The organism is Paenibacillus ilasis (assembly GCF_043195395.1).
Classification (GTDB): domain Bacteria; phylum Bacillota; class Bacilli; order Paenibacillales; family Paenibacillaceae; genus Paenibacillus_AQ; species Paenibacillus_AQ lautus.
The window spans coordinates 523,881-548,272 of sequence record NZ_JBHDJG010000001.1 but is presented as its reverse complement, the minus strand read 5'-3'; the positions used below and the strand labels follow the sequence as shown (position 1 = coordinate 548,272).

24 protein-coding genes are annotated in these 24,392 nt (G+C 49.7%); 6 read left to right on the top strand and 18 right to left on the bottom strand.

Annotated elements, in window-relative coordinates; translation table 11 throughout:
* Positions 1–95: 95 nt before the first annotated feature.
* The 10 genes from ACETK5_RS02790 to ACETK5_RS02745 form a co-directional block, all read right to left on the bottom strand.
* Positions 96–665, bottom strand: coding sequence for a manganese catalase family protein (locus tag ACETK5_RS02790; protein ID WP_100539505.1), 570 nt, complete (start codon positions 663–665; stop codon positions 96–98).
* Between the two features lie 96 nt (positions 666–761).
* On the bottom strand, positions 762–1,037 hold the full coding sequence (locus tag ACETK5_RS02785) for a spore coat protein CotJB (RefSeq protein WP_100538823.1): 276 nt from the start codon (positions 1,035–1,037) through the stop codon (positions 762–764).
* A 6-nt stretch (positions 1,038–1,043) separates the two neighbouring features.
* Positions 1,044–1,265: a spore coat associated protein CotJA gene (locus ACETK5_RS02780; RefSeq protein ID WP_100538824.1), complete on the bottom strand. Its 222-nt coding sequence runs from the start codon at positions 1,263–1,265 to the stop codon at positions 1,044–1,046.
* A gap of 153 nt (positions 1,266–1,418) precedes the next feature.
* Positions 1,419–2,450 (bottom strand): sporulation integral membrane protein YtvI, encoded by a 1,032-nt coding sequence (gene ytvI / locus ACETK5_RS02775; protein ID WP_100538825.1) that lies wholly within the window; start codon positions 2,448–2,450, stop codon positions 1,419–1,421.
* 34 nt (positions 2,451–2,484) lie between these two features.
* Entirely contained in the window at positions 2,485–3,810 is a 1,326-nt protein-coding gene (locus tag ACETK5_RS02770) for a hemolysin family protein (RefSeq protein ID WP_326114452.1), read from the bottom strand.
* A gap of 25 nt (positions 3,811–3,835) precedes the next feature.
* Positions 3,836–4,975 (bottom strand): radical SAM/CxCxxxxC motif protein YfkAB, encoded by a 1,140-nt coding sequence (gene yfkAB / locus ACETK5_RS02765; RefSeq protein WP_127593326.1) that lies wholly within the window; start codon positions 4,973–4,975, stop codon positions 3,836–3,838.
* Positions 4,976–5,114: 139 nt separating this feature from the next.
* Positions 5,115–7,376, bottom strand: coding sequence for an MMPL family transporter (locus ACETK5_RS02760; protein ID WP_100538828.1), 2,262 nt, complete (start codon positions 7,374–7,376; stop codon positions 5,115–5,117).
* Positions 7,377–7,405: 29 nt separating this feature from the next.
* On the bottom strand, positions 7,406–8,491 hold the full coding sequence (locus tag ACETK5_RS02755) for an HD-GYP domain-containing protein (RefSeq protein WP_127593328.1): 1,086 nt from the start codon (positions 8,489–8,491) through the stop codon (positions 7,406–7,408).
* Between the two features lie 108 nt (positions 8,492–8,599).
* A complete protein-coding gene (locus ACETK5_RS02750; protein WP_394054264.1) occupies positions 8,600–9,424 on the bottom strand; it encodes an undecaprenyl-diphosphate phosphatase in 825 nt (274 codons plus the stop codon).
* Positions 9,425–9,494: 70 nt separating this feature from the next.
* Positions 9,495–10,928, bottom strand: coding sequence for a bifunctional metallophosphatase/5'-nucleotidase (locus ACETK5_RS02745; protein WP_394054263.1), 1,434 nt, complete (start codon positions 10,926–10,928; stop codon positions 9,495–9,497).
* A gap of 113 nt (positions 10,929–11,041) precedes the next feature.
* On the opposite strand from ACETK5_RS02745, the gene moaD reads away from it, so the two are divergent.
* Positions 11,042–11,776, top strand: coding sequence for a molybdopterin converting factor subunit 1 (gene moaD, locus ACETK5_RS02740; protein ID WP_394054262.1), 735 nt, complete (start codon positions 11,042–11,044; stop codon positions 11,774–11,776).
* A 90-nt stretch (positions 11,777–11,866) separates the two neighbouring features.
* Positions 11,867–12,913, top strand: a complete 1,047-nt coding sequence (locus tag ACETK5_RS02735; RefSeq protein ID WP_394054261.1) for an HD-GYP domain-containing protein — start codon at positions 11,867–11,869, stop codon at positions 12,911–12,913.
* A gap of 269 nt (positions 12,914–13,182) precedes the next feature.
* Here ACETK5_RS02735 and sufB read toward each other — a convergent pair whose 3' ends face one another.
* The 6 genes from sufB to ACETK5_RS02705 form a co-directional block, all read right to left on the bottom strand.
* Complete coding sequence (sufB, locus tag ACETK5_RS02730; protein WP_100538834.1) at positions 13,183–14,580, bottom strand: Fe-S cluster assembly protein SufB; 1,398 nt, start codon at positions 14,578–14,580, stop codon at positions 13,183–13,185.
* A 33-nt stretch (positions 14,581–14,613) separates the two neighbouring features.
* A complete protein-coding gene (gene sufU, locus ACETK5_RS02725; protein ID WP_100538835.1) occupies positions 14,614–15,033 on the bottom strand; it encodes a Fe-S cluster assembly sulfur transfer protein SufU in 420 nt (139 codons plus the stop codon).
* Positions 15,023–16,243 (bottom strand): cysteine desulfurase, encoded by a 1,221-nt coding sequence (locus tag ACETK5_RS02720; protein WP_100538836.1) that lies wholly within the window; start codon positions 16,241–16,243, stop codon positions 15,023–15,025. The genes sufU and ACETK5_RS02720 overlap by 11 nt, the downstream gene beginning before the upstream one ends.
* Positions 16,240–17,544 (bottom strand): Fe-S cluster assembly protein SufD, encoded by a 1,305-nt coding sequence (gene sufD, locus ACETK5_RS02715; protein ID WP_100538837.1) that lies wholly within the window; start codon positions 17,542–17,544, stop codon positions 16,240–16,242. Before sufD ends, ACETK5_RS02720 begins: the two co-directional genes overlap by 4 nt.
* Positions 17,545–17,566: 22 nt before the next feature.
* Entirely contained in the window at positions 17,567–18,349 is a 783-nt protein-coding gene (sufC, locus tag ACETK5_RS02710; RefSeq protein ID WP_100538838.1) for a Fe-S cluster assembly ATPase SufC, read from the bottom strand.
* 446 nt (positions 18,350–18,795) lie between these two features.
* On the bottom strand, positions 18,796–19,272 hold the full coding sequence (locus ACETK5_RS02705) for a Dps family protein (protein WP_076324372.1): 477 nt from the start codon (positions 19,270–19,272) through the stop codon (positions 18,796–18,798).
* 308 nt (positions 19,273–19,580) lie between these two features.
* Between ACETK5_RS02705 and mtnK the strand changes: the two genes are divergently transcribed.
* Both mtnK and mtnA read left to right on the top strand, forming a co-directional pair.
* A complete protein-coding gene (gene mtnK, locus ACETK5_RS02700; protein ID WP_394054260.1) occupies positions 19,581–20,804 on the top strand; it encodes an S-methyl-5-thioribose kinase in 1,224 nt (407 codons plus the stop codon).
* A complete protein-coding gene (mtnA, locus tag ACETK5_RS02695) occupies positions 20,801–21,880 on the top strand; it encodes an S-methyl-5-thioribose-1-phosphate isomerase (RefSeq protein WP_326119325.1) in 1,080 nt (359 codons plus the stop codon). The genes mtnK and mtnA overlap by 4 nt, the downstream gene beginning before the upstream one ends.
* Positions 21,881–22,054: 174 nt before the next feature.
* Here the strand turns inward: mtnA and ACETK5_RS02690 are convergent, their stop codons facing one another.
* Positions 22,055–22,357, bottom strand: a complete 303-nt coding sequence (locus ACETK5_RS02690) for a YunC family protein (RefSeq protein WP_100538841.1) — start codon at positions 22,355–22,357, stop codon at positions 22,055–22,057.
* 220 nt (positions 22,358–22,577) lie between these two features.
* Here ACETK5_RS02690 and ACETK5_RS02685 point away from each other — a divergent pair, with 220 nt between their 5' ends.
* The gene (locus ACETK5_RS02685; RefSeq protein WP_326114444.1) at positions 22,578–23,129 is read left to right on the top strand and encodes a hypothetical protein; all 552 of its coding nucleotides are present in this window, start codon (positions 22,578–22,580) and stop codon (positions 23,127–23,129) included.
* A gap of 86 nt (positions 23,130–23,215) precedes the next feature.
* On the opposite strand, the gene ACETK5_RS02680 is transcribed toward ACETK5_RS02685, so the two are convergent.
* Positions 23,216–23,596 (bottom strand): DUF423 domain-containing protein, encoded by a 381-nt coding sequence (locus ACETK5_RS02680; protein WP_326098127.1) that lies wholly within the window; start codon positions 23,594–23,596, stop codon positions 23,216–23,218.
* A gap of 211 nt (positions 23,597–23,807) precedes the next feature.
* Between ACETK5_RS02680 and ACETK5_RS02675 the strand changes: the two genes are divergently transcribed.
* Complete coding sequence (locus ACETK5_RS02675; RefSeq protein WP_127593340.1) at positions 23,808–24,230, top strand: hypothetical protein; 423 nt, start codon at positions 23,808–23,810, stop codon at positions 24,228–24,230.
* Positions 24,231–24,392: the final 162 nt, after the last annotated feature.

The window sequence follows — 24,392 nt, the reverse complement described above, 5'->3', positions numbered from 1 at the left end:
CTCCTATTTAACCTAAACAATGACAGACCCGGAAAGATATCAACCGGGCCTGTCATTGTTTTATTCATTCGGATGTCGAAATGATATCCTCTCCCCTAGAATATTTTTTTCGTTGCCCGATCTTCCTTGATGATCTCTACAGCTTCCCTGAAGCGGATGGAATGGATAATTTCACGTTCCCGCAAAAATTTGAGACTGTCCTGCAAATCCACATCATCCGTCATGTCGATGAGCCATTGATATGTAGCGCGTGCTTTCTCTTCTGCCGCAATGTCCTCATACAAATCCGCAATCGGATCGCCTTTAGCTTGAATATAGGTTGCCGTCCAAGGGACCCCGGCCGCATTCTCATAATACAGCGCATGATCATGATTGGCGTAGTGCGCACCTAGTCCGGCAGCCTCCATCTCCGAAACCGTTGCATCTTTCGTCAATTTAAACACCATAGCGGCAATCATTTCAAGATGCGCAAATTCCTCGGTTCCGATATCGTTCAGCAACCCGATCACCTTATCGGGAATGGTATAACGCTGATTCAAGTAGCGGAGCGCTGCCGCGAGCTCCCCATCGGCCCCCCCGTACTGCTCAATCAAGAACTTCGCCATTCTTGGATCACATTTACTGACGCGTACCGGATACTGAAGCTTTTTTTCATATACCCACATAGGCTCTTCCGCCTCCTTGTTCTCGCTTTTCCTCTTCATAAGGGCTGCTTGCATAAGGTAAAAAAAAGCCGCAGCCCCCTTGCCATACCGTCATTGTTAAACCTGCCAAGGCCAAGGACCCTGGGCCCATTCAAACGGATACCTCGAATAAGCACGGCCAAAATTTTGCAGCGGCCCATACAGCTCTTGAAATTGCTTCGCTAGCACCGTTCTCTCCTGTGTCAGTTTATTGAACTGCTCGATGCTCTTGAGATCATCCGGATGGGTGTCCAGGAACAGGTTCAGCTCCACCAGGACAAAATCCAATGCCTGAAGCTGCTCCAGCATTTCGTAATACTTCAGATCTCCAACCTGGGGTCTGGCTTCATTCACCGCATATCACTCTCCTTTAAATTTTCGCGAAGTATACGGGCTATACAAGGATGGCCATAACGTTCCGTGCCTTAGCGCCTCGGCAGGGCTAAACTGGGGCAGACCCGGCGGTTGAAACACGACAAACTGGTTAACAGGTACCACATACGATCTGTAAAGCTTGGGCGGGCATGGATCAAATGGCGAATGAAATACCGGGTATACGCGCACCTCTGGATTTTCCTTCAAAGGGATTTCCTCCTTATCGTTACGATCGATCCGTCGTTATCAAGGACTCTTCGTATTTAACATATGTCTTCCGCCCAGAAAATGAACTCCAAAATGACAAAAAAACCCTCTCCCTGGAATATTTCCGGGAAAAGGGTCTTCATGGAGTTGTCCTTAAAATTTAATTTTAATTTGGAACAAGCCCGCTTTACGCATAGCGGAATAGATAATAACGACCAAGGGGCCGATAAAAAATCCGATCACACCAACCAGCTTAAATCCGACATACATGCTGACCAGGGCAGGCAATGCGCCGATTCCAACGGCATCCCCTATAACCTTCGGTTCCAGTACGCGGCGGATCACCGTAATCAGAATGAACATGAAGATCAAGCCAAGCCCTGTAAAAATATCACCTACCGCGAGCAGGTAGATGGACCAAGGGATCAAGACGGAACCTACGCCCAAAATCGGCAGAATATCGACAATGGTGACAAGCAGGGCGATAGCAAGTGGATAGTTAACACCTAATACCAGTAAGCCGAGCAGCGTGATCACGTACGTAAACAGGCTGAGGATCAGCTGTGCCCGCAAAAATCCGAAAATGGATTTTTTCAGGCTGATCAGCACTTCGTTCACCTGCGACTGCGATGTCTCATCAAACAGCGACAACACTTTCTCACGCATCGTATCGAGGCTGAAAGCGAACAGGTACACCGCTACGCAGAATACAATGAACGTGACAAACAGGTTCGGCAGCGTTTTGGCAAAGGACAAAAATGTCGATGATACCGTATTGACAAGCGACTGCACATAGGAAGAAATATTCGACATAAATTCGGTAAGACTGTCGGCAAGACCCGGCGAAATGCCGTTCAGCATGTCTTGCGCTTGAATAATCGTATGCTGAAGGAATTCGTTGGCCCCTTCAAAATATTGCGGAGCCCGGCTCCAATATTCGACCAGCTGGTTAAACACCTGAAGACCGATCAAATAAGCCAGCAGCAGCATCAAAAGAAGGAATAGCGTGCTTGTCACCGTTGCGGCCGCGATGCGGTTCAACCGAAGTCTTTTCATTAAGAGCCGATTTAACGGCTCCAAGGCAATAGCAATCACGATGGCCAACAAGAACGGAGCTCCAACCGTAAACATTCCGTACAGCAACAGGAGACCGAGACCGATAAATATCAGCTGCTTAATCGACATAATCCACTTCCTAACAAATAGAGTCTTGCTAGTTCTAAATGAAGCTGCTCTCGAGCTTCTGATGAATCATGACGCGAGTTACACGCAACCGTGTAGACTCCTCTACTTCAAAGACCACCCCGTTAAAGGCGGTTTTCTTCCCGACCGCCGGGTTCCCTTCAAGCTCCTTGAACAACCAACCGCCAATGGAATCCACGTTATGCTCTTCAATCATCAAGCCGGTCAAATCATTCACTTCTTCAATGAGCATCCGTCCGTCCACTGAAAAGTACTCATCATACACTTCAATTTCTGGCCGCTCATCTTCAAATTCATCGTACAGGTCCCCGACAATCTCTTCCAGAATCTTCTCGGCTGTGAGAATACCGGCCGTGCCCCCGTATTCGTCCACCACGAGCGCAAGCTGCTCATGTCTTGCCTGCATCTTCCGCAGCACCTCACTGATCTCCGCCGATTCCGATACGTCCATAATCGGTCTCATCAAGGAAGCCAGATCACGCTGCTTCTCAGGCTCCGCCAGCAAGAGATCGGTAATGTGGACAAACCCGATAATGCGGTCTTTGTTGTCCGTTGCAACCGGGTAACGGGAATGCTTTGTCTCGTTGACGATCTGAAGATTCTCTTCCAAGGTAAAATTGGTGAAAAGAACGTCCATGTCCGTCCTTGGCAGCATAATTTCTCTGGCTCTCAAGTCAGAAAAATCGAACAGGTTGTCCATTAATTTCATCTCGTTCTCGTCAATAACACCGCTCTTTGCGCTCTCGTTCATCAGAATCCGGATCTCTTCCTCGGAGTGGGCGGCTTCGGCCTCGCTTGCCGGCTCGATGCCCACCAGCTTCAAAATCCGATTGGCGGAAGCATTCAGGACCCAGATCACCGGCAGAAAAATACGATAAAACCAGAGCAGCGGCGCCGATAGGATCAGAGCCGTGCCCTCGGTCCGCTGAATAGCCAAAGATTTCGGTGCAAGCTCCCCTAACACAATATGCAGGAAGGTGATAATACAGAAGCCCACCGCCACTGATATTGTGCCGATCAATCGCTCATCCGTAAATCCAATGCTATGCATAATGGGGGCCACCAGCAATTCAGAAATAGCAGGCTCCCCAATCCAGCCAAGACCCAGGGAAGTTAATGTGATCCCAAGCTGGGTTGCGGATAAATAGGCATCCAGCTTCTGGTTTACTTTCAGGGCAATGCCTGCCAGCCGGTTCCCTTCGCTAACGAGCTGGGTCAACCGGGATTGACGCATTTTCACCAGTGAAAATTCAGCGGCTACAAACACGCCGTTCAACAAAACGAGAAGGAAAACCAAGAGCAAATTCAAAATCAGTTTCCCGACCTCAAATTCCTCCGCCATGATGACACGCCTTCTTTCTAGGGTTCTAGTTTGTCTTTGCTTGTCTTGACTTGAAATCCACACCCCGGTAGTACATGTCGGCCACCAACAGGTTCGGCCCACAGCAGCTCACGGCATCGCAGTGACAGTTAACCGTTTGGTTCAACGGGTGTCCTGTTGTCCATTCGTTAAAAATATCGTCAAGCTTCTGTTCCTTAATATTACCAAAAGCCGGGATATCAGCAAAATCCGTTACATACACGTCGCCCGAGAATAAATTCACATTCACCCGATTACGGCCATCGGGATCATTCCGGACCGTTACGTTCGGTTCTTGCCGCAGGCGGCGAATGATCTCTTGATCATGATCATCGGAGCTGCAGGCATAAAACGGCAGCGTTCCGAACAGCATCCACATGTCCCGATCCCGGACATCCAGCAAATGGTGAATGGCGGCTTTCGTATCGTTCAAGGACAATACGGGCAGAGCGGAAGCAAAGTTTGAGGCATACATCGGGTGAACCTCATGCCGTTTGCAGCCCATATCCTTGATCAGCTTGTGGATGCCGCTGAGTTTCGTATGCGTCCGGTAGTTAATCATCGATTCAGCGGATATGTACATGCCCGCTGCACTCAGCTTCTCCGAATTGACCAGCATCGTATCGTACATTTTGTATGCCGTTTCCTTCGAGACAGGACGTGCGCTATTCGCAAATCCGACCTCATAGAAATCGTCCCCGTTCAAATAATTGAATGAGATATGCATAACGTCCAGATAAGGCAGCATTTTCTCATACCGACTCATATCGAGCGTCAGATTGGAGTTAATCTGGGTCCGGATGCCCCTTTCCTTGGCATACTTGAGCAAGGGAACAATCACGTTATCCACCGTTTTCCCCAGAAATGCCGGTTCACCGCCCGTCAGACTGATTGTCTGCAGATGCTCTACTTCATCCAATCGCTTCAGCATCGTATCGAGGGGCAGCATCGGAGCTTCCTTCATCACAAGCATATCACCGACAGCGCAGTGCTCACAGCGCATATTACAAAGATGCGTCACTGTCATTTCCACACTGGTCAGCACATGACGACCATGCTCGCGCAGCGAGGTTATCGGATCCCAAGGATCATAACTCGGCGAAATGGGCCTTACGGCTGATGGAAATGGCTGTGCTGTATTACTCATGGTTCACTCACCTTATTTCTTTGAATTACCGATTCATTCAGTACAACTTACGCTTTATGTACTCTACGGTTTTGATAATGTCCATTATATGATTATAACATACCCACTCAGAAGGCTTCTGCTTGATTCGGCTGGGAAATCATCCGGTTTCCCCATGTTTGTCCGAACGTTCCTTGGATGTAAGCTTATGTGCCGGAAACATCCAGCTTGGACTCCACCAATTCGCTCTGCCCATCATCTTCATAAACGCAGGCACAAGCAGCACCCGAATCACGGTGGCATCCAGCAGAACGGCTGCTGTCAGGCCTAAACCGATCGCTTTCATCACTTCATTATCCGTAAACACAAACGCACCCACGACGACGGCCAGAATCAGGGCAGCGCTTGTAATCAGCCCGCCTGTGCTCTCCAGACCTTCAGCCGTACTGAATTCGTTGTCCCCCGTCCGTTCATAATTCTCCATCATTCGCGAGAGCATCATGACTTCATAGTCCATCGATATGCCGAACACCACGCAGAATATCAGGATCGGCAAAAGCGCAAAGATGGATCCCGTGGAGGAAACACCCAGCCACTGCGCGCCTATTCCCTCCTGAAATACCCACACCACGATACCCAGTCCGGCGCCGAGGCTGAGCATGTTCATTACGCTTGCTTTTAAAGGGAGCAAGACCGACCGAAACGCCAGGAGCAGAATGACATAGGTAACTACAAACACAAAGACCAGAACGAAGGAGATATTCTGTTGGATGGCTTCCATGATATCCAGTTTGTATGCGGGGCTTCCGGTAACATAGGTCGTCAGCTCATTCGTGTCCATCGTCCGTAACTCTCGGACAAGCTGCATCGTAAGTGCATGGGATTCCCCATATTCCGGGATCACGGCGACGGCTGCTACATTCCCCCTAACAAAACGATGCTGCTCCAGCTGCTGGCGGATATCTTCGCGGGACAAATACTTCGATGCTTCTTCCACCGATCCTCTGCCAATGCTCAGGTAACTCTCTACCTGCTTCACGCCCGGCATCATCCGTATCTCATCCGTATATGCCTTCATTCGCTCGATGCTGCGCGAGTCCTCATAAGAGGCCGGAAGCTCTACCGCCACAACGATCGAATTCAATTCACGTTCGTCATAAGCCTGTATGAGCAGGTCGTGACCATAACGGGATTCATAGGCGGGGGGAAGCACTTCGGCCGCGGGGATGGCGATATTCATGTGCCGAACCGGATAAATCGCCACCAGCAGTAAACCGATCGCGGCGATAGAGATGGTCACAGGATGCGCCATAACAAATCTGGAGAGCTTTCTCCACATACCGGAGGTCTGCCGTGCCCGGAGCGTCCGGTATGCGGCAGGGAATAGAGGGAGCGCATCGATGCGCGGACCCAATATTGCCAATAATGCGGGAAGAAGTGTGTTACCGGCCAGCACCGATAACAGCACGACGGTAATGCCGCCTATGCTGAAGGAACGGAAGATCGGCAGGTCTATGAAACTCATCGCCACAAAACCGATCAACACCGCCGCCCCGGAGAACATCACTGCTTTGCCGGCGGTTGCGCAAGTGACAGCCAGGGCAGTTCCCACATCTCCGCTCCGTATCCGCATCTCTTCTTTGAAGCGGCTTACGACCAGCAGCGCATAATCGATACCGACGGCCAGGCCCAGCATCGTTACAACATTCGGAAGGAAATTGCTGATCGAACCGTCGGCCAAAGCGACGAAATACAAGATTCCCATCGTGACCACCACACTGGCAACACCGGCTAACAATGGAAGGAGCGCCGCAGTCAGTGTTCCGAATACAACCGCCAGGATGAGCAGAGCTGCGGGAATGCCTATCATCTCGGCATGGATGATATCGCTTTTGACGGCTTGGTTCATATCGGCGAAGATGGCGGTATTCCCTGTTATGTAAGTATCCGCTCCCGTGATGTCGGGAACCGAGTCTCTAATCTCTTCAAACTGCTTCAAGGCTTCCGTGGCATCCAGATCCAGCAGCACCGTCACGGATACGATATGATCCTGGCCTGCCTTATGAGCTGCCATATTCATATCAATATCCCTGACATAAGGACGGGCTCGCAAAGGCGCAAGCTCCGTCAATATTCGCCTCTGCGCCGTGCCAGCCGTCAGATTCTCATCGTGCTGACTGACTACGACAATATCCAGCGAGGCAGCCGACAATCCTAATCCCTCTTCCAGCTTCTCAATCCCGATCTGGGCCGGACTATCCTTCGGCGTAAACCCGTTGTGCTGCAGAATGGATGGCAGCTTGAACGCAAACGGAAGCAGCCCGCAAAACAAAAGAAGCCAGGTCACAACAATGGCTTTACGGTAGCGGTATATCTGTCGCCCCCATGTATGCAGCAATGTTGTATGGCCGTTACGTCTCACGAGTCAACCTCCTTAAGGTCAAGTTTAATCTATGGTGCACGCCCGATACCAGCGATCATAATGGCCAGTGTTTCAGACAAATCCAATTCGTAAGGTGCAGATAGCGGGGTGCCTTCGGCATCCGTTAATACGCGGACGACGGGTCGATGCGGCACATGTGCGTGAATTTTGGATACCACTCCACTTTCACCCGTATGCAGTTTCACGGTGATGCCTGGAGGATATATCGCTACCCGATCCCGAAACATCGCCAGAAATGACTGTTCATACAGCGTTCCCGAGCCAGCATACATCACCTCAACCGCTTGATGCGGCAACAAGGCAGGCTTGTACACACGCTGCGTTGTCATCGCATCGTAAGAATCCGTAATCGCAATCCATTTGGCGTATTCATGGATCTCAGGTCCCTTCAAGGCTCTGGGATAACCACTGCCATCCAGGCGCTCATGATGCGACAGGGCGCAATGCGCCGATAGCAGCGGAATGTTCGGTTCGTCTTTCAATATTTTGAACCCGATCTCGGTATGCTTCTGAACCTCGCGAAATTCTTCCTCGCTCAGCCGTCCTGGATGATTCAGCAGCTTCTGGGATATCCTCGTCTTGCCGATATCGTGAAGCAATGCACCCAAGCCGAGCACCTTCAGCTCCTCCCGATTATACCCGTAAGACACGCCAAGAACCGTTGAATACAGACATACGTTAAGAGAATGACGATACAAGTTGTAATCGTTCGTATTCATATCGGTCAGCAGCACCATGCACTCGTCATGATCCGATATTTCATCCATAATCGACTCCATCATCCCGGAGAACGTTTTGCCTAAATGAAGGAAGCTTCCCTTTAGAGCAGCCTGGCTCTCCAGGGTTTTGAAGCTCGTCCGAATCGACTGGATCGCCTGCAGCCGGGTTTCCTCGGTCAACAACTCCGGGACCATGATATCCTCTGTCATCGGATCCTCGATATAGACATACCCGAGTTCCAACGTGCCCAGACGGCGGATCAGCCCTGTTGTCAGCTCCACGCCTTCGGCAAGCAGGATTAAACCATCGCTATTATATATTCTTTTACCAAGAACCATCCCCGGCTTCAACGCGTTGATAGGTATAAGACGCAAAATCCGTCACTTCCTCTGCTATGATCAAACTTGTGTGGGATATAGCGTCTAGTCTTCAGTGGATCACGATACGAAGAAGCCGGATCTCCTCCTTATGTCTCCTCCTGCTTAATGCATGATAAACAGCCAAAAAACGGCAGCGAGAACAAAACGGTAGATCGCAAAATGAGTAAGCCTTATCTTCTGTATGAGTTTCATGAAGGCTAAGACGACAAAATAAGCGACAACAAACGAAACGATGAATCCGGCAAGAAATACGCCGATCGTGTCTACTGTAAAAAATCGATAAGAATCCAGTAATTCATATCCTGCTGCGGCAAACATAATGGGAATCGCGATAATGAACGAGAAATCGACCGATGCCTTATAGCTTACCCCGCTGAGCATGCCACCGGAGATGGTGGAGCCCGAACGGGAAAATCCCGGCCATAATACGGATATGATCTGGTAGACGCCAATCTGAAGGGCCTGCTTGTATGTCATATCATCTAAATCATGCGATGTTACTTGAACTTTATGCTTATTGTACCATTCTGCAAAAATCATAAAAATACCGCCGGCAACGAGTGCAAACAACACCGTCTGAGCATGGAACAGACTTTTGATGAAATCCCTCGCAAAAAAAGCAACCAGCAGAGCCGGTGCAATCCCCAAAAAGATGTGGATCAAATTCAATCGTCTTCGAGGCGTGTTCCTGATCAACGGCTCACTTCGGCTCCAGCCGAGCAGGTTCAAAATCCGATTCCAGTGAACCATCGCGATCGCCATAATGGCGCCAAGCTGAATGACAACCTCAAACGTCTTCATGATCGGAGTTTGATCGTCGTAACCGAGTACCTTAGCCGTCAAAATCATGTGGCCTGTGGAAGACACCGGAATGAATTCGGTTATTCCTTCCACAATCCCCAATATAATGGATGTGATAAAATCCATGGTCCTTCCCCTCCCTTACCTTTGTCCTCCTCATATGTATGCTCGGCCAAAGGAAGTTAGTCGGGGATTGTCAGGATATCCAGCGTGGGATCATGGACTCTTCAAGCGAACCGGGCCTCGAAAGCTCACTTCGCAGCAAGTCTCTAATAAACTCCGGCAGCATATATACCGTATCCTTACCAAGTGACAACGACTCATATCCGATTTTGAAAGTGAACATGTCGAGTGTTCCCACCTTGTATTCTCGTTGCGGCTCTAGCCGTTGTCCCTTCATAGAGATATGTGTGATCTTGCGATAAGGCTCTCCGTTCTTGTCATAGTGAATCTTCAATCCATCAACTGCCAGGCCGCCTAATATATAACCGCGGAAGCCAAAGCCCAGTATCTTCTTCCCGCTGAACTCCTGGAGCAGGCTTTCCTCAAGTGCTTGATAGATATGTTCTCCGCGCAGCTTCACTACGCAGGGATTAATCGGGGACGGGCACAGGCCATGCAGCATACCGGTGCTGATCTCGCCCTCCGGCAGCGGTCCGAGCAGCTGCCCTGAGTTAACGATGGCAAAATCGGCATCCGTGTGCTGCAGCACGGCCTGAGCCAGCAGGTTCGCAAACGGCGACTCCTCCTCATAGTGAATGGGCAGACTACGGTCAATAACGGCTACGGCCTCCGTTAATTTCTCTCTTGCCAGCTCATGGTGTCTCATGATCGCCTGCTCTACGATGGGTTCCATCAAGTTTTTATCCACGGGCAGCAGACTTCCCTCTATACAGGTAAAGCGATCTTCTGCATGACTGCGCTGCATGACGAGACGACCTACATATTGTCCGAATTTGCCTGCACCGCAGACAGCGGTCTTCCCGATCATCAGAGGCTCCTCGAGGATATGATGGGTGTGACCACCAAGAATAACATCAATCCCCTCAACATTTTCTGCTAATCTTTTATCAATCGTTAGTCCTAAATGGGATAAAACGATCATGATATCACACTGGCCCTGAAGCGCCCGAACTTGCTCAGCAATAGCCTGTACCGGATCTCCGGCTTCCCAGCCTAACAATTGATAAAATCCTGCAAAAGCAGCCGTTGCGCCGGTGAGCCCGATCCGAATGCCTTCTCGTTCCAGGATCACATGCGGCTTCATCCATGGAGGAGGATCACCGCTCTTTGTCTCACTTATGTTGCAGCATACAACGGGACACTGCAGTCCGGCGTATACGCTCTCCAGAACATCATACGAAATGGTGAGCCCTTCGTTATTGCCAATCGTAATGGCGTCGTATCCTGTCAAATTAATGACATCCACATTTGCTTGGCCCATGGTGCCTTCCGTTTCCACGGATGCCCGGTCCATATGATCACCGATATCCAGTACGATTGCCCCATCACCGGCAGCCGTCTTTTCCCGGGAAATAAGTGCCGCCACATTACTCATCATTTCAAAATGGCTGTGTATATCGTTGGTATACAATATCGTCAGCTTCTGTTTGTTGCTTCCTAACCCCATCTGGCGGCCCCCTCCCCAAGTTCGTTATTCGATAATTTCCGGTCTTACAAGCATAACATTTTAGCGAAGAATATGGTATATTGTAGCCCATAAGAATTACGAGGTGATGAAGAATGTCAACAACCATTTCGATATTACTATTTGCAGGATTAGCTGATCGGATCGGCACAGCTTCGCTTACGTTCAACGTACCGGGCTTTCCCCTTACAGCCGGGGAATTAAAGCTGCTGCTTAGTGATGCTTATCCTGATGCCAAATCCCAGATTGCCACGGCTTTTGTCGCGGTCAACCAAGAATATGCGCCTTCGGAACAGCTTATTCAGAGCGGCGACGAGGTAGCTCTGATTCCGCCTGTGTCCGGTGGTGACGGCTCCGCCCCGCAAGACTCCGGATCCAGGTCCTCGGCAGATGGGAAGTGCTCTATATCCTACGACCCGCTGTCCGTAGAAGCAACCATTGCCAAGGTTCATCATGATAATCATGGAGCAACGCTTTCCTTTGTAGGTACAACGCGAGAGATGACCGGCCAGATGCGAACGGTTACGTTGGAGTATGAAGCATACATCCCGATGGCGCTAAAAGAGATGCAGCAAATACGCGCAGACATCTTTCGACAATGGCCTGGCACGGAATGTGCGATTTCCCACCGTATCGGTACGGTCGGTATTGGAGAAACCAGTGTGGTTATCGCTGTATCCTCCCCGCATCGAGATGCATGTTATGAGGCCAGCCGTTATGCCATTGAACAATTGAAGCAATCCGTTCCAATCTGGAAGAAAGAGATCTGGGACGATGGTTCGGAGTGGAAAGGACCGCAGACCGGACCCTGGGACCCAACCGTTAGGTAATAAGTCATGATTTCTCATTGTAAAACCATAATTTTCTTGCTAAGATAGTTTTGATCTTTTTACTTATATAAGGGCAAGAGGTGCAATGATTTGAGAGTACATGTCACGGACCTGATACCCGGTGATCAAATGCAGCATGATGCTTACAACACAAACGGCGTTCATGTTCTACAAAAAGGAGCAACCCTTCGTTTTGAGGATATATCCAAGCTACTGCAGCACGGTATCGATTACATAGAAATAAAGCCACGGGCACTGTCTGTATCCCTCGATTCATCATCTGAAATTTCAGATTCATACAACAAGGTTAAACCCCATTTCAATCTTGCGTTTGACGGGTGCTCCACCTTATTTACGGAAGCGTCACAAACCGGTAAATTCAATGAGTCCGTCGTGGACGATGTTTTCAGACCCTTAGTCGGCTCTCTGAATGAGCATACGGATGTCGTCTCCCTGCTTTTGCTTTTTAATGGCACAGACGATTATACCTACAGGCACTCGATTCAAGTTGGAATGTTATCGTATTACATCGCGGATTGGATGGGTTATTCCGACAAGGAAGCATATGAAATCGGCAAAGCCGGTTATCTCCATGATATCGGCAAAAGCAAGATTTCTAGGGATATACTGGACAAGCCAGGCAAGCTGACTTCTGAAGAATATGAGGAAGTGAAGCTGCATACCATCTATGGTTATGAGATGATCTCTGAATCCATGGATGATAAAGTTACCGCTATAGTCGCGCTCCAGCACCATGAACGGGATGACGCTTCTGGGTATCCACGAGCGCTCCATGCCGATCAGATTCATCCATACTCTCATATTTGCGCTGTAGCCGACGTATACAGTGCGATGACAACGACTCGGGTCTATCAATCCAAGCAGCAGCTGTTAACCGTACTTCGGGAGCTGTATCGTCTTAGTTTTGGTAAGCTGAACGGCAGGCCGACGCATGCCTTCATCCAGCAGATGCTGCCAAACTTTATCGGCAAAAAGGTTCTGCTGACGACTGGCGAATCCGGCATTATCGTTATGAACAATCCTTCGGATTACTTCCGTCCGCTTGTGAAGACCGAGGATCGATTCATCGACCTCTCCAAAGAGTACAATACCGAGATCCAAGAGATACTTCTGTAACCGGCGTTTTCGCCTAGCCTCTTCCCTTAAATAGCCCGTATAAACCGTCCGGCTTGTATGCTGGCGGTTTTTTTGCGTGCTTTTGTGACATTTCCATTTCCCCTCATTCTTGATTTCTGGCAAAATAAAACGCGTGTCCTGTCGAGACGGCTCACCCCACGCAACCATAAAAGTCACAATAAGCCAACATAGCGTAAACATCCAAGCATAAAAAAAGGAGCAAACCACTCGTGCCCGAGTGATTTGCCCCCTGTGTATATAAGAACTATTTAGCCGATACTGCCTTCCATTTCGAACTTGATGAGTCGATTCATCTCAACGGCATACTCCATCGGAAGTTCTTTGGTGAATGGCTCGATGAAGCCCATAACGATCATTTGCGTAGCTTCAGACTGGCTAAGGCCACGACTCATGAGGTAGAACAATTGTTCCTCGGACACCTTGGATACGGTCGCTTCATGCTCCAGCGTAATGTTGTCATTCTTGATCTCGTTGTAAGGAATCGTATCCGACGTCGATTCATTATCGAGGATCAGTGTATCACACTGGATGTTGGCTTTCGCGCCTTCTGCATTGCGGCCGAAGGAAGCCAGTCCACGGTACGTTACTTTACCGCCATGCTTACTGATGGACTTGGATACGATGGTAGAAGTCGTGTCCGGTGCCAAGTGAATCATTTTGGCTCCTGCATCCTGATGCTGGCCTTTGCCTGCTACAGCGATGGACAATACCATCCCTTTTGCACCGCGACCCTTCAGAATAACGGCAGGATATTTCATGGTCAGCTTGGAACCGATGTTGCCGTCAACCCATTCCATAGTTGCATTCTCTTCAGCAACAGCACGCTTGGTCACGAGATTGTAGATGTTCGGCGCCCAGTTCTGAATGGTTGTATAGCGAACGCGTGCATTCTTTTTACAGATGATCTCTACTACCGCACTATGAAGCGAGTTCGTGCTGTAGATCGGAGCCGTACATCCTTCTACGTAGTGCACGAAGCTGTCTTCGTCCGCAATGATCAGCGTACGTTCGAACTGACCCATGTTCTCGGAATTGATACGGAAATACGCTTGCAGCGGAATTTCACATTTCACGCCTTTTGGAACATAGATGAAGCTTCCGCCAGACCATACAGCACTGTTCAATGCGGCGAATTTGTTATCCGTTGGAGGCACTACCGTTGCAAAGTATTCTCTCAAGATTTCCGGATGCTCTCTGAGAGCCGTATCGGTATCCATGAAGATAACGCCCTGATCCTCAAGATCCTTTTGCATGTTATGGTAAACAACTTCGGATTCGTACTGTGCGGATACACCCGCCAGGAACTTCTGCTCTGCTTCCGGAATACCCAATTTATCAAAGGTTTCCTTGATCTCGGCAGGTACTTCCTCCCAAGTCTTGCCTTGCTTGTCGGAAGGTCTTACATAGTACTGGATATCGTTGAAATCCAGCTCGTCGAGATCGCCGCCCCAGCGAGGCATTGGCATTTTCTCGAACTGCTCCAGTGCTTTCAAACGGAATTCCAGCATCCATTCCGGCTCGTTCTTGATTTTGGAAATTTCCGTTACCACTTCACGTGTCAAACCTTTGCCGGTTTGAAAAATAGCTTTGTGCTCGTCACGGAAACCATATTTATACTCTCCAATTTCTGGTGCTTTTTTAGCCATTTAACTTACCTCCCTATCGATCTATTGATTCACTTACTTCGCGTCTATTCCTTTTCGGAGTGCGTTCCACGCAAGTGTTGCACATTTAATGCGTGCAGGAAACTTGTTAACACCGGATAGGGCTTCAATATCCTCGTACTCGTCAAAATCTACTGCCTCGCCTTTCATAAGGGAGGAGAACCGATCCGCCAGACTGATCGCTTCATCCAGCGTTCTGCCTTTTACGGCGTCCGTCATCATCGAAGCGGAAGACATGCTGATGGAGCAGCCTTCCCCTGTATATTTGGCATCGGCTACCACGCCGTTCTCTACCTTAAGCTGTAAGGAAATGCGATCTCCGCAAGTCGGATTGTTCAAATCGATGGTTACCGCATCTTCTTCAAACTTGCCGCGATTGCGGGGGTTCTTATAATGATCCATGATGACACGTCTGTACAAATCGTCAAGTTGCATCGCCAAAATACTCCTTTGTCTGGATTAAGGCGCTAACTAATCGATCAACGTCCTCTTCTGTATTATACAGATAAAAGCTCGCACGTGCCGTAGAGGATACTTTTAACCAACGCATAAGCGGTTGACAGCAATGATGTCCTGCACGAATCGCAATCCCCTGTGCATCCAGCACCGTGGCCACGTCATGCGGGTGCACGTCGCCAAGGTTAAAGGTAACGAGGCCCACTTTTCGCTCACGGGGGCCGTAAATGGAAATGCCTTCGATCTCGGAGATGCGGTTCATGGCGTAGGCCGCAAGCTGCGTCTCATGCTGCTCGATGGCATCCATTCCGATTTCCTGGAGGAAATCGATGGCAGCGCCCAAACCGACAGCCCCTGCAATGATAGGTGTCCCCCCCTCAAACTTCCAAGGGAGCTCCTTCCAGTTCGATTCGTACAATCCAACATCATTGATCATTTCTCCGCCGAATTCGATCGGCTCCATTGATTCCAGCAGCGCCTTCTTGCCGTATAATGCGCCGATACCTGTTGGAGCACACATCTTATGGCCGGACAAAGCGTAGAAATCGCAATCCAGATCCTGGACGTCCACTTTCATATGCGGTGTGCTTTGCGCACCGTCAACCACAATGACGGCACCATGACGGTGCGCGATTTCCGCAATTTGTTTTACGGGATGCACAACGCCCATGACGTTGGATACGTAAGCGATGGCTACAACCTTGGTCCGTTCGGTAACGAGTGCCTCCACATCTTCGACACGGATCGTGCCGTCAGGCTGCAGAGGAATATATTTCAGCGTAGCGCCAACGGCGATAGCCGCCTGCTGCCACGGTATCAGATTACTGTGATGCTCCATTTCCGTCAGGACAATTTCATCCCCAGGACCGCAAACAGAGCGAGCGTAGGACGAAGCTACCAGATTCAGGGCCGTCGTCGTACCGCGGGTGAAAATAATTTGCTCCGAACTCTCGGCATTAATGAAACGGGCAACCTTCTCCCTGGCTCCTTCATAAGCATCGGTAGCACGGCTGCCGAGTGTATGAACCCCGCGGTGTACATTGGAGTTTTCCCACTCGTAGTACCGCTTGATAGCATCTATGACCACCTGCGGCTTTTGCGATGTCGCGGCATTGTCGAGATATACCAGCGGATGTCCGTTGATCTCCTGATGAAGAATGGGAAATTGCTCACGGACAGAGGCGATCATTGTCCCAGCTTCCTTTCAACGAGCCCCTGCAGTTGGTCACGAAGTCCCTCAAGCGGAATTTCGCTGACAACCGGAGCCAAGAAGCCGTAAATAATCAAGGATTCTGCCACGGTACGCGAGATACCGCGGGACATCAGGTAGTAAATTTGCTCCTGATTCACTTGTCCTACGGACGCTGCGTGTCCAGCTGTTACATCATCCTCGTCAATCAACAGAATCGGGTTCGCGTCGCCGCGAGCTTTCGGGCTGAGCATCAACACGCGCTCGGTCTGTTGTCCGTCCGCCTTCGTTGCACCCTTCTCGATCTTGGTAACTCCGTTGATGATGGCTTGTGCCTCTTCGCGCATGACTGCACGGGTGATCATCTGGGACGCCGAGCTCTTGCCGAAATGCTTCGCTTGGGTAGTGTAATTGATCTTCTGGGAGCCGGAGCCGACCGCGATGACTTTCGCATCGGATGTCGAACCGTTGCCCTTCAGAATACTCATGGTATCGCTAGCTGTATCGCCATCGTTCATCTCGCCAACAATCCACTCGATCGAAGCGTCATTGTCCAGCACCGCACGACGGAACGTAACATCGGTTGCTTCGCCAGCCAATTGGTGAACGGAAGCATAACGCACCTTCGCGCCGTTTTTAACGAAGACTTCCACCGCTCCGTTATGGGTCACCGGCGCAGCCAGGGAATCCGAAACGTAGTTGTCTACATAAGTGATCTGACTGTTCGCTTCGGCTACGATCAGCACATGCGGAGCAAATGTGGCTTCGGCATCATCCGTCAGCATAACCGCCTGCAGAGGGACATCGACCTCCACATTCTTAGGAACATAGAGGAACACCCCGCCGTTCCATACAGCAGCATGCAGAGCGGCCATCGAATGCTCGTCATTCTTAAGCGCTTGATGCAGATAAGGTTTAACCAAATCCGCGTGTTCTTTAACCGCTGTTTCCAAATCGGTGAAAATGACGCCTTTGGCAGCCAGTTCCGGAGCCAGACTTACATGTACGGTTCCCGAGTTGCGTTGAATAACCAGGCCGCCTTCTCTTGAACCTTCGACAAGTTTGGCTACCTGCTCAGGCAATTCGTCAAGGGAAGCAAGTTTGCTGCTCTCTTTATATTCACCATAACTTTGAATGTTCCAGCGCTCGATGCGTTGTTTCTCCAGCTTGGGCAGTTCCAACTGGCCAGCCAGTTCCAGAGAAGCCAGACGGCTGTCTGTCAGCCAGGCCGGTTCCTGTTTCCTTTCGGACAATGCCTTCAGAGCCTCAGCGTTGACCGGAAGAATGGTTTGTGTAGTCATATCGTTTCCTCCTCCCGTCTATTTACGCGTCTTGACCTACAGTTTCATCAGTAATGCCCAGCTCTTCCTTAATCCAGTCATAACCTTCTGCCTCCAGGCGTTGTGCCAGTTCAGGACCGCCGGATTTTACGATGCGTCCTTGCATCATCACGTGAACGTAATCTGGAGTGATATAGTTAAGCAAACGCTGATAGTGGGTAATAATCAAGAAACCGCGTTCTTCGGATTTCATGGCATTTACACCGTTCGCTACAATTCTCAAAGCATCGATATCAAGACCGGAGTCGATTTCGTCAAGCACAACGATTTTCGGATCCAGCATCATCATTTGCAGGATTTCGTTACGTTTCTTCTCACCGCCGGAGAAACCTTCGTTCAGGTAACGGTGAGCGAACTCAGGATTCATCTCAAGCTCCTTCATTTTGCCTTCCATTTGACGAATGAACTTGATCAGGGAAATCTCATTGCCTTCACCGCGGCGTGCGTTGATGGAACTGCGCAGGAAGTCGGAGTTCGTAACGCCGGCGATTTCGCTCGGATATTGCATGGCCAGGAACAGACCTGCGAGTGCGCGCTCGTCAACTTCCATCTCCAGCACGTCTTCATCGTTAAGCAATACTTTACCTTCTGTAACTTCATATTTAGGATGCCCCATCAACGCGGAAGCCAAAGTACTTTTGCCTGTACCGTTTGGTCCCATGATGGCATGAACTTCTCCGCCCTTCATCTCAAGGTTGATACCTTTAAGGATCTCCTTGCCTTCGATTGTTGCTTTCAATCCTTCAATGACAAACTTGGTTGACATATTAGATTCCCTCCGTTGAATAGGTAGTGTATTGTTGTCCTATATGATAACAGGATTGGACGCCCTGATTTCATAAAACAAAAAATAATTATTTATTTATAATCATTCTAAACTGATTATCAATGATTCTCAAGCCATTTTATAATAAAATATGACGTATTTCAACCGGACAAGCGTTTTGCAGACAACATTCAGACAACCGTAACAATTAAAAAACAGGCATGACCGATAGACCGGCCAAGCCTGTTTCGTTCGCCCTGTTCCCCTTCATATGTGCTTGTTGCTCCCGAGAGTCATTACGGCATCCGGCACCGGCGTTTATCGCGCGTTGACAGACGGTGCTCAGGTCAACAGCATGAGCTAAAAGGCACGCGGCAAGGTAACCGGCACCCTTAGCTCTTGCAAATACTAAGGAAAGAACAGGCATCATTCTGTTGTATCACGCTTTATCCAAGGAACGAACGCAGCATCCACATATGCTTCTCAAGATCGGCTTTAAAGCCGGTGAACATGTCCGCTGTTGGCGCATCTCCGGCTTCCTCGGCCATTTCGATGCCTTCCGCCAGCTCCTCGGATACGGTTGCAAAGTCTTCAATCAAAGCTTGTACCATGCCGCGGGTATCCTCGTTGCCTGAAGCCTCCTGGACCGTTGCAAGTTCCAAATATTCTTTCATCGTTGCAGCCGGTTTGCCTTTAATCGACAGCAGGCGCTCCGCAACCTCATCCATTTTAAGCGTAACTTCATCATACAATTCTTCGAATTTAACATGAAGGGAGTAGAATTGCTCTCCGGTTACATACCAGTGATAATTGTGGAGTTTGACATAGAGCACGTTAAAGTTCGCAACCTGCTGATTCAACAATTGCTCCAGACTTGCGTTCTTCGTTTTTCCTGCAGCTTTGCCAGATGTAGTTTTTGCCATGGTTAATCCCTTCCTTTTCTATATGAAATGCACCCTGTACTGCGTCAAAGGAACATTCGGCAGAGCGGTGTTTACCCATTGTAACTGGTACCATCTGCTAATGCTAATCCTTCATTAATATATGAGTACATCCTGTGCTTGGGCGTCTATTTGTAGTTTACCCTTAGGACTACGAAGCGAATCAGTTTCGCAAACCTTTCGTCTTGCCAAAAAATTATACAAAATTCGCGAAAAAACGTTATACTAGGTAATACCAAGCAAAAAAGTTGGCTTTGTTTTTCTTCTATACTATTTGGGGGTGACCATCCATGTCTGCATATCATCCGTTGAACGCGGAAGAAGCTATACAATTAGCTAAAAGTATACCGGGCCGGTTCCCGGACCATGCCGAGCTCGAATGCCGCGAAATCGGCGACGGCAATCTCAATCTGGTGTTTCATGTCACCGCCAAAAATACGACTGATAGTATCATTATCAAGCAAGCTGTTCCTTATGCAAAAGTTGTAGGCGAATCCTGGCCGCTGTCTCTCGACCGGGCCCGTATCGAACGTCTGGCGCTGGAGACGGAGTATTCCATCTGCCCCGACCTCGTACCCGAAGTATACGGTTATTCGGATGAGCTCGCCTACACCGTAATGGAAGACCTGAGCGAGTATACCATCATGCGCAAAGGCCTGATTGAGGGCAATGCCTATCCGAAGTTCGCAGAGCATATCGGCCGCTTCCTGGCCAGAACGTTGTTCTACACGTCGGATCTCGGGATGAACCAACAGAAGAAGAAGGAACTTGCCGGCCGCTTTGTCAATCCGGATTTATGCAAAATCACCGAAGATTTAATCTTCGAAGATCCATACCGCGAATCCGCCAATAACAATTATGCGCAGAGCATTGCCGATGAAGCGGAAGCCCTCCGCACCGACCTGCCGCTTCACTTTGAAGTCGCGCTGCTTCGGGAGAAGTTTCTGACTCATGCACAGGCTCTGCTCCACGGGGATTTGCATACAGGCAGCATTTTCGTCACGCCGGAATCCACCAAGGTCATCGACCCGGAATTCGCTTATTTCGGCCCGATGGGATTCGATATCGGTGCGGTCATCGGCAACCTGCTGCTCAACTATGCGGCACAGCCGGGCTGGAGTGAGGACGAGCATACGCTGGCTGCCCGGGAAGCCCGACTCCTCGAGATGGCAAGCGACGTATGGACCCACTTCGAGAACAACTTCCGCCTGCTGTGGAACGAAGACCTCTTGGACGAAATGTCCCGCACACCAGGCTACCAGGACCATTATGTGTCGCAGATTTTGAAGGATACCGCAGGATTCGCGGGCTGCAAAATGATCCGGCGCATCGTCGGATTGTCCCATGTTGCAGACATTGACACCATACCCGATGATAAGGCCAGAGAAGCTGCGCAGCGCAAAGCGCTTGCCATCGGCAAAAATCTAGTGCGCCATCACCGCAGCATGAAGTCCTTTGAGGACATTTTAACTTTGATTACACAAGCAATTAAAGGAAATGAGGTATCGATATGAGCGGTATGACTACCGGCAATGCCAGCACCTATGAACCGCTAAGCTCGGTTTACTGGGGAGGAGACCATCTGGTCCTTCTGGATCAGCGCTTGCTCCCGGAAGAGATCGTCTATCTTAGGCTCTATACACCGGAGGAAGTCTGGGAAGGGATTCACTCCATGAAAGTCCGCGGCGCGCCGGCTATCGGCATCGCGGCAGCATTCGGCGCTGTCCTTGGCGGCATGCAGGTTGAAGCCAGCGATAACGAAGGCTGGCTGCATCAAGTCGCAAAAACCTGCGCTTATCTCGCCACTTCCAGACCAACGGCCGTCAATCTGTTCTGGGCGCTGGACCGCATCAAGCTTGCAGCTGAGAAGCTGGCGGATTCGGATCTCGATACGGCCGGACTGAATGCGGCGCTGCTCGCCGAAGCCGAGGCCATTCGTGCCGAGGATGAGGATGTATGCCGCCGCATCGGCGAAAACGCCCTGCCGTTCTTCAAAGACGGTATGGGTGTGCTTACCCACTGTAACGCGGGCGGACTGGCGACTGCCAAATACGGGACTGCCCTGGCGCCGATGTATCTGGCTCATGAACAGGGCCTAAACATCAAGGTGTTCGCGGATGAGACAAGACCTGTCCTCCAAGGCGCGCGTTTAACTGCTTTTGAACTCCAACAGGCAGGGATTGACGTTACGCTGCTGGCAGACAACATGGCTGCCATGGTCATGTCCAAAGGGTGGATCCAAGCAGTTATCGTCGGTACGGATCGCGTAGCTGCAAACGGCGATGTCGCCAACAAGATCGGTACGTACGGGGTCGCGGTTCTGGCTAAAGCTCACGGCATTCCTTTCTACGTGGCGTGCCCGCTGTCCACGATTGATCTGAATACGAAGACAGGTGCCGATATTCCGATTGAGGAGCGTCCTGCGGAAGAGATCACGGAAGGTTTCGGCAAGCGCACAGCGCCGCAAGGCGTGAAAGTGTACAACCCTGCCTTCGACATTACGCCGAATGAATATGTGACAGCAATCATTACGGAAAAAGGCGTCGTGCAAGCTCCTTATCATGAGAGCTTAAAAAGCTTGTTCGAATAGCCGCTATATCCGAATGTTTAATTGGCATCATAAAACGGACAAACGGCCCTCCAGCCGAATTGTCCGTTTTTTTACGGTTTGCATGTTAGTGCATCTGAAGTGCAGACCTTTCTTTTCTCTAAAAAAAGAGCGATCCGCACAGGAATCACTCTTGTAACGTAAGGCATACATGACTCATAACATGCGCAGGATCGCTTCCTTGCCAGCCAAGCCAGGATGAATGCCCCACTTCTCCGCCTCCAGGGTTACCGATTCCAGCGGTGCCTCCAGCAGCTGTTCCAGTGTGCGAACCCCTACGGCTCTTCCTGCGATAATCTTGCGGTCCGCAAGCTTTTCATTAAGAAGGCCCACATCGAGTGCACCGCACATAATATAGCCGCGGGAAGTGTAAACGGCCAGCAGCGTTGTTTTCGGAAGCTTTACCTCGACGCCCATTACGGTATGTCCTTCAATATCGATCGGCAGTAAAGTCACCAATATCAACAAACCTCCCCTCACGTCGGCTTAGAATTATGTTTATTCTCTTGGAACCGACATGGTGCGAATGTCTCTGATATTATGCATTCCAGCCCACACTTATGGTGCGAATGACTCGTAAGTCATTAGAATAAAGATGAAATATGTATGACATTAGGACTATGAATATTCGAAAATTATGGTATATTTGATTCAGTAGAAACCCTGTGAAAGCTGGTGAATGATAAAAGCTATGAACACAATTCCTGCCACCGATGATAACGGCTTTTTATTCAACGTTGATATTCTGGTCAAGAGTTCCTCCAACGCACTGGCTTTGCAATATTTGCTAGAAATGCTGAACGACAAGGCTGAAGTCGTCGATTTCCGGGTTAAGTCCGGAATGGAGCTTGGAGAAATTATCAACACCTTGGTTCAAGCCAAGAAAGATTCCGTTATTAGCAGAGCCTCCGGGAAGATGGCTTCTGCCGCTTCTCAGAAAGAGAAACCTGCGCCGCCTGCGACATCCTCGCCGGAAAAAAAGATCGCTGCAAGCGTACCTCCTGTCCAAACTCCACTCACCGGAAATGATCCCTTTGAATGGATTAAAGTATACAGTAAGGACAATCGCCTTGTTCGCCTGACAACCAACCGCCACGGTAAGCAGACCAGTCTGCCCTGCCGGATTCTCAACTATGACGAAAGCAATTTCCTGGTCAACGTTTATCATGTTGATGAGAAACAGGTGTATACCTTCAAACTCAACGAAATTGACGAGTTCAGCGTCAGCTGAGTCGGTATCACGTCAACGGCATACATTAAAAAAAACGGCTTCGCCGCCCCATAAGAAGGGATCGGTGAAGCCGTTCTTTTTTGGAATCAAGCATTTTTTCGGGACAGCGCCGAAGACATCAGCATCAGCCAGCCCACGATAAAGGAGACACCGCCAATCGGCGTAATCGCGCCAAGCCACTTGATGCCGGATATACTTAACACGTAGAGACTTCCGGAAAATATGACGGTTCCCGCGATGAATAAAGTCCCTGCCCAGAACAGCTTCCGGGATTCGCCCAGAACCTTCGCCACAATCCCCGTAATCAGGACCGCAAGTCCGTGAATCATATGATAATGGACTCCCGTCTCATAAATGGCAAGTTCGTCCGGCGTAATCTTATCCTCCAGCATATGGGCACCGAATGCTCCGATAGCGACAGATAATGCCATCAGGATCGACCCCCATGCGATGAATCTACGACTCATGCCTTTTCAACCCCTTTTGTCAGCGGACATCCGTGTCCTTATGTAATCAAATTAAGTTTAACGGATTCGAAGAAGCTTTTCCACCGGTATGCAAGCGCCTTGGACTTGATTTCAGGGCCATTTTGTGAAAGATTAATAAGGATGTCTTTTTATAGAAGACCTACATGAACCTATTAGAGAATGAATTCTTAAGTTAGGAGCGATTATGCACATGGATCAACGATCACCTTCCTCCCCATCCGAGGATCAAGATTCACCCAAACGACCCAAAACCACATTTATTCCACCCGAGGACAGAAAAAACTCCCGCTTCGGCATCGCCTCATTCATCCTGTCGATCGTGACGCTGCTCGGGTATATTCTGCTCGGCGCGCTTGGCACCACGATGATTGAGCCTTACATGACGGAGAACGGACCGATCCTTGAGCCGACTCAGGAAACGCTGGAAGCGATGACCACACTGGCGGCCGTGTTCATCATCGTCATGGTCATCAATATCGTCGGCTTGGTGCTTGGCATTGTAGGCTGCTTCTCCAAAACGCGCAAGCGTGCCGTCGCCGTCATTGCCACCATCGTAAATGCCGTAGTCATCATCACCATCGGAGCCCTTTTCCTATTCGTATTAAATGCTTAAGGAGTCCCCCCTTCGAGACACTTGCCTGATTCATCCCAGGTTAAGTGTCTTTTTCACGACAAACCCGGATTCATACTCACATATCGCTCTTTCTCCCGAATATAATGAAATACTACAGCCGAAAAGACGGCAACCGTGTCAAGGCTATACTTGGGAGGTGAC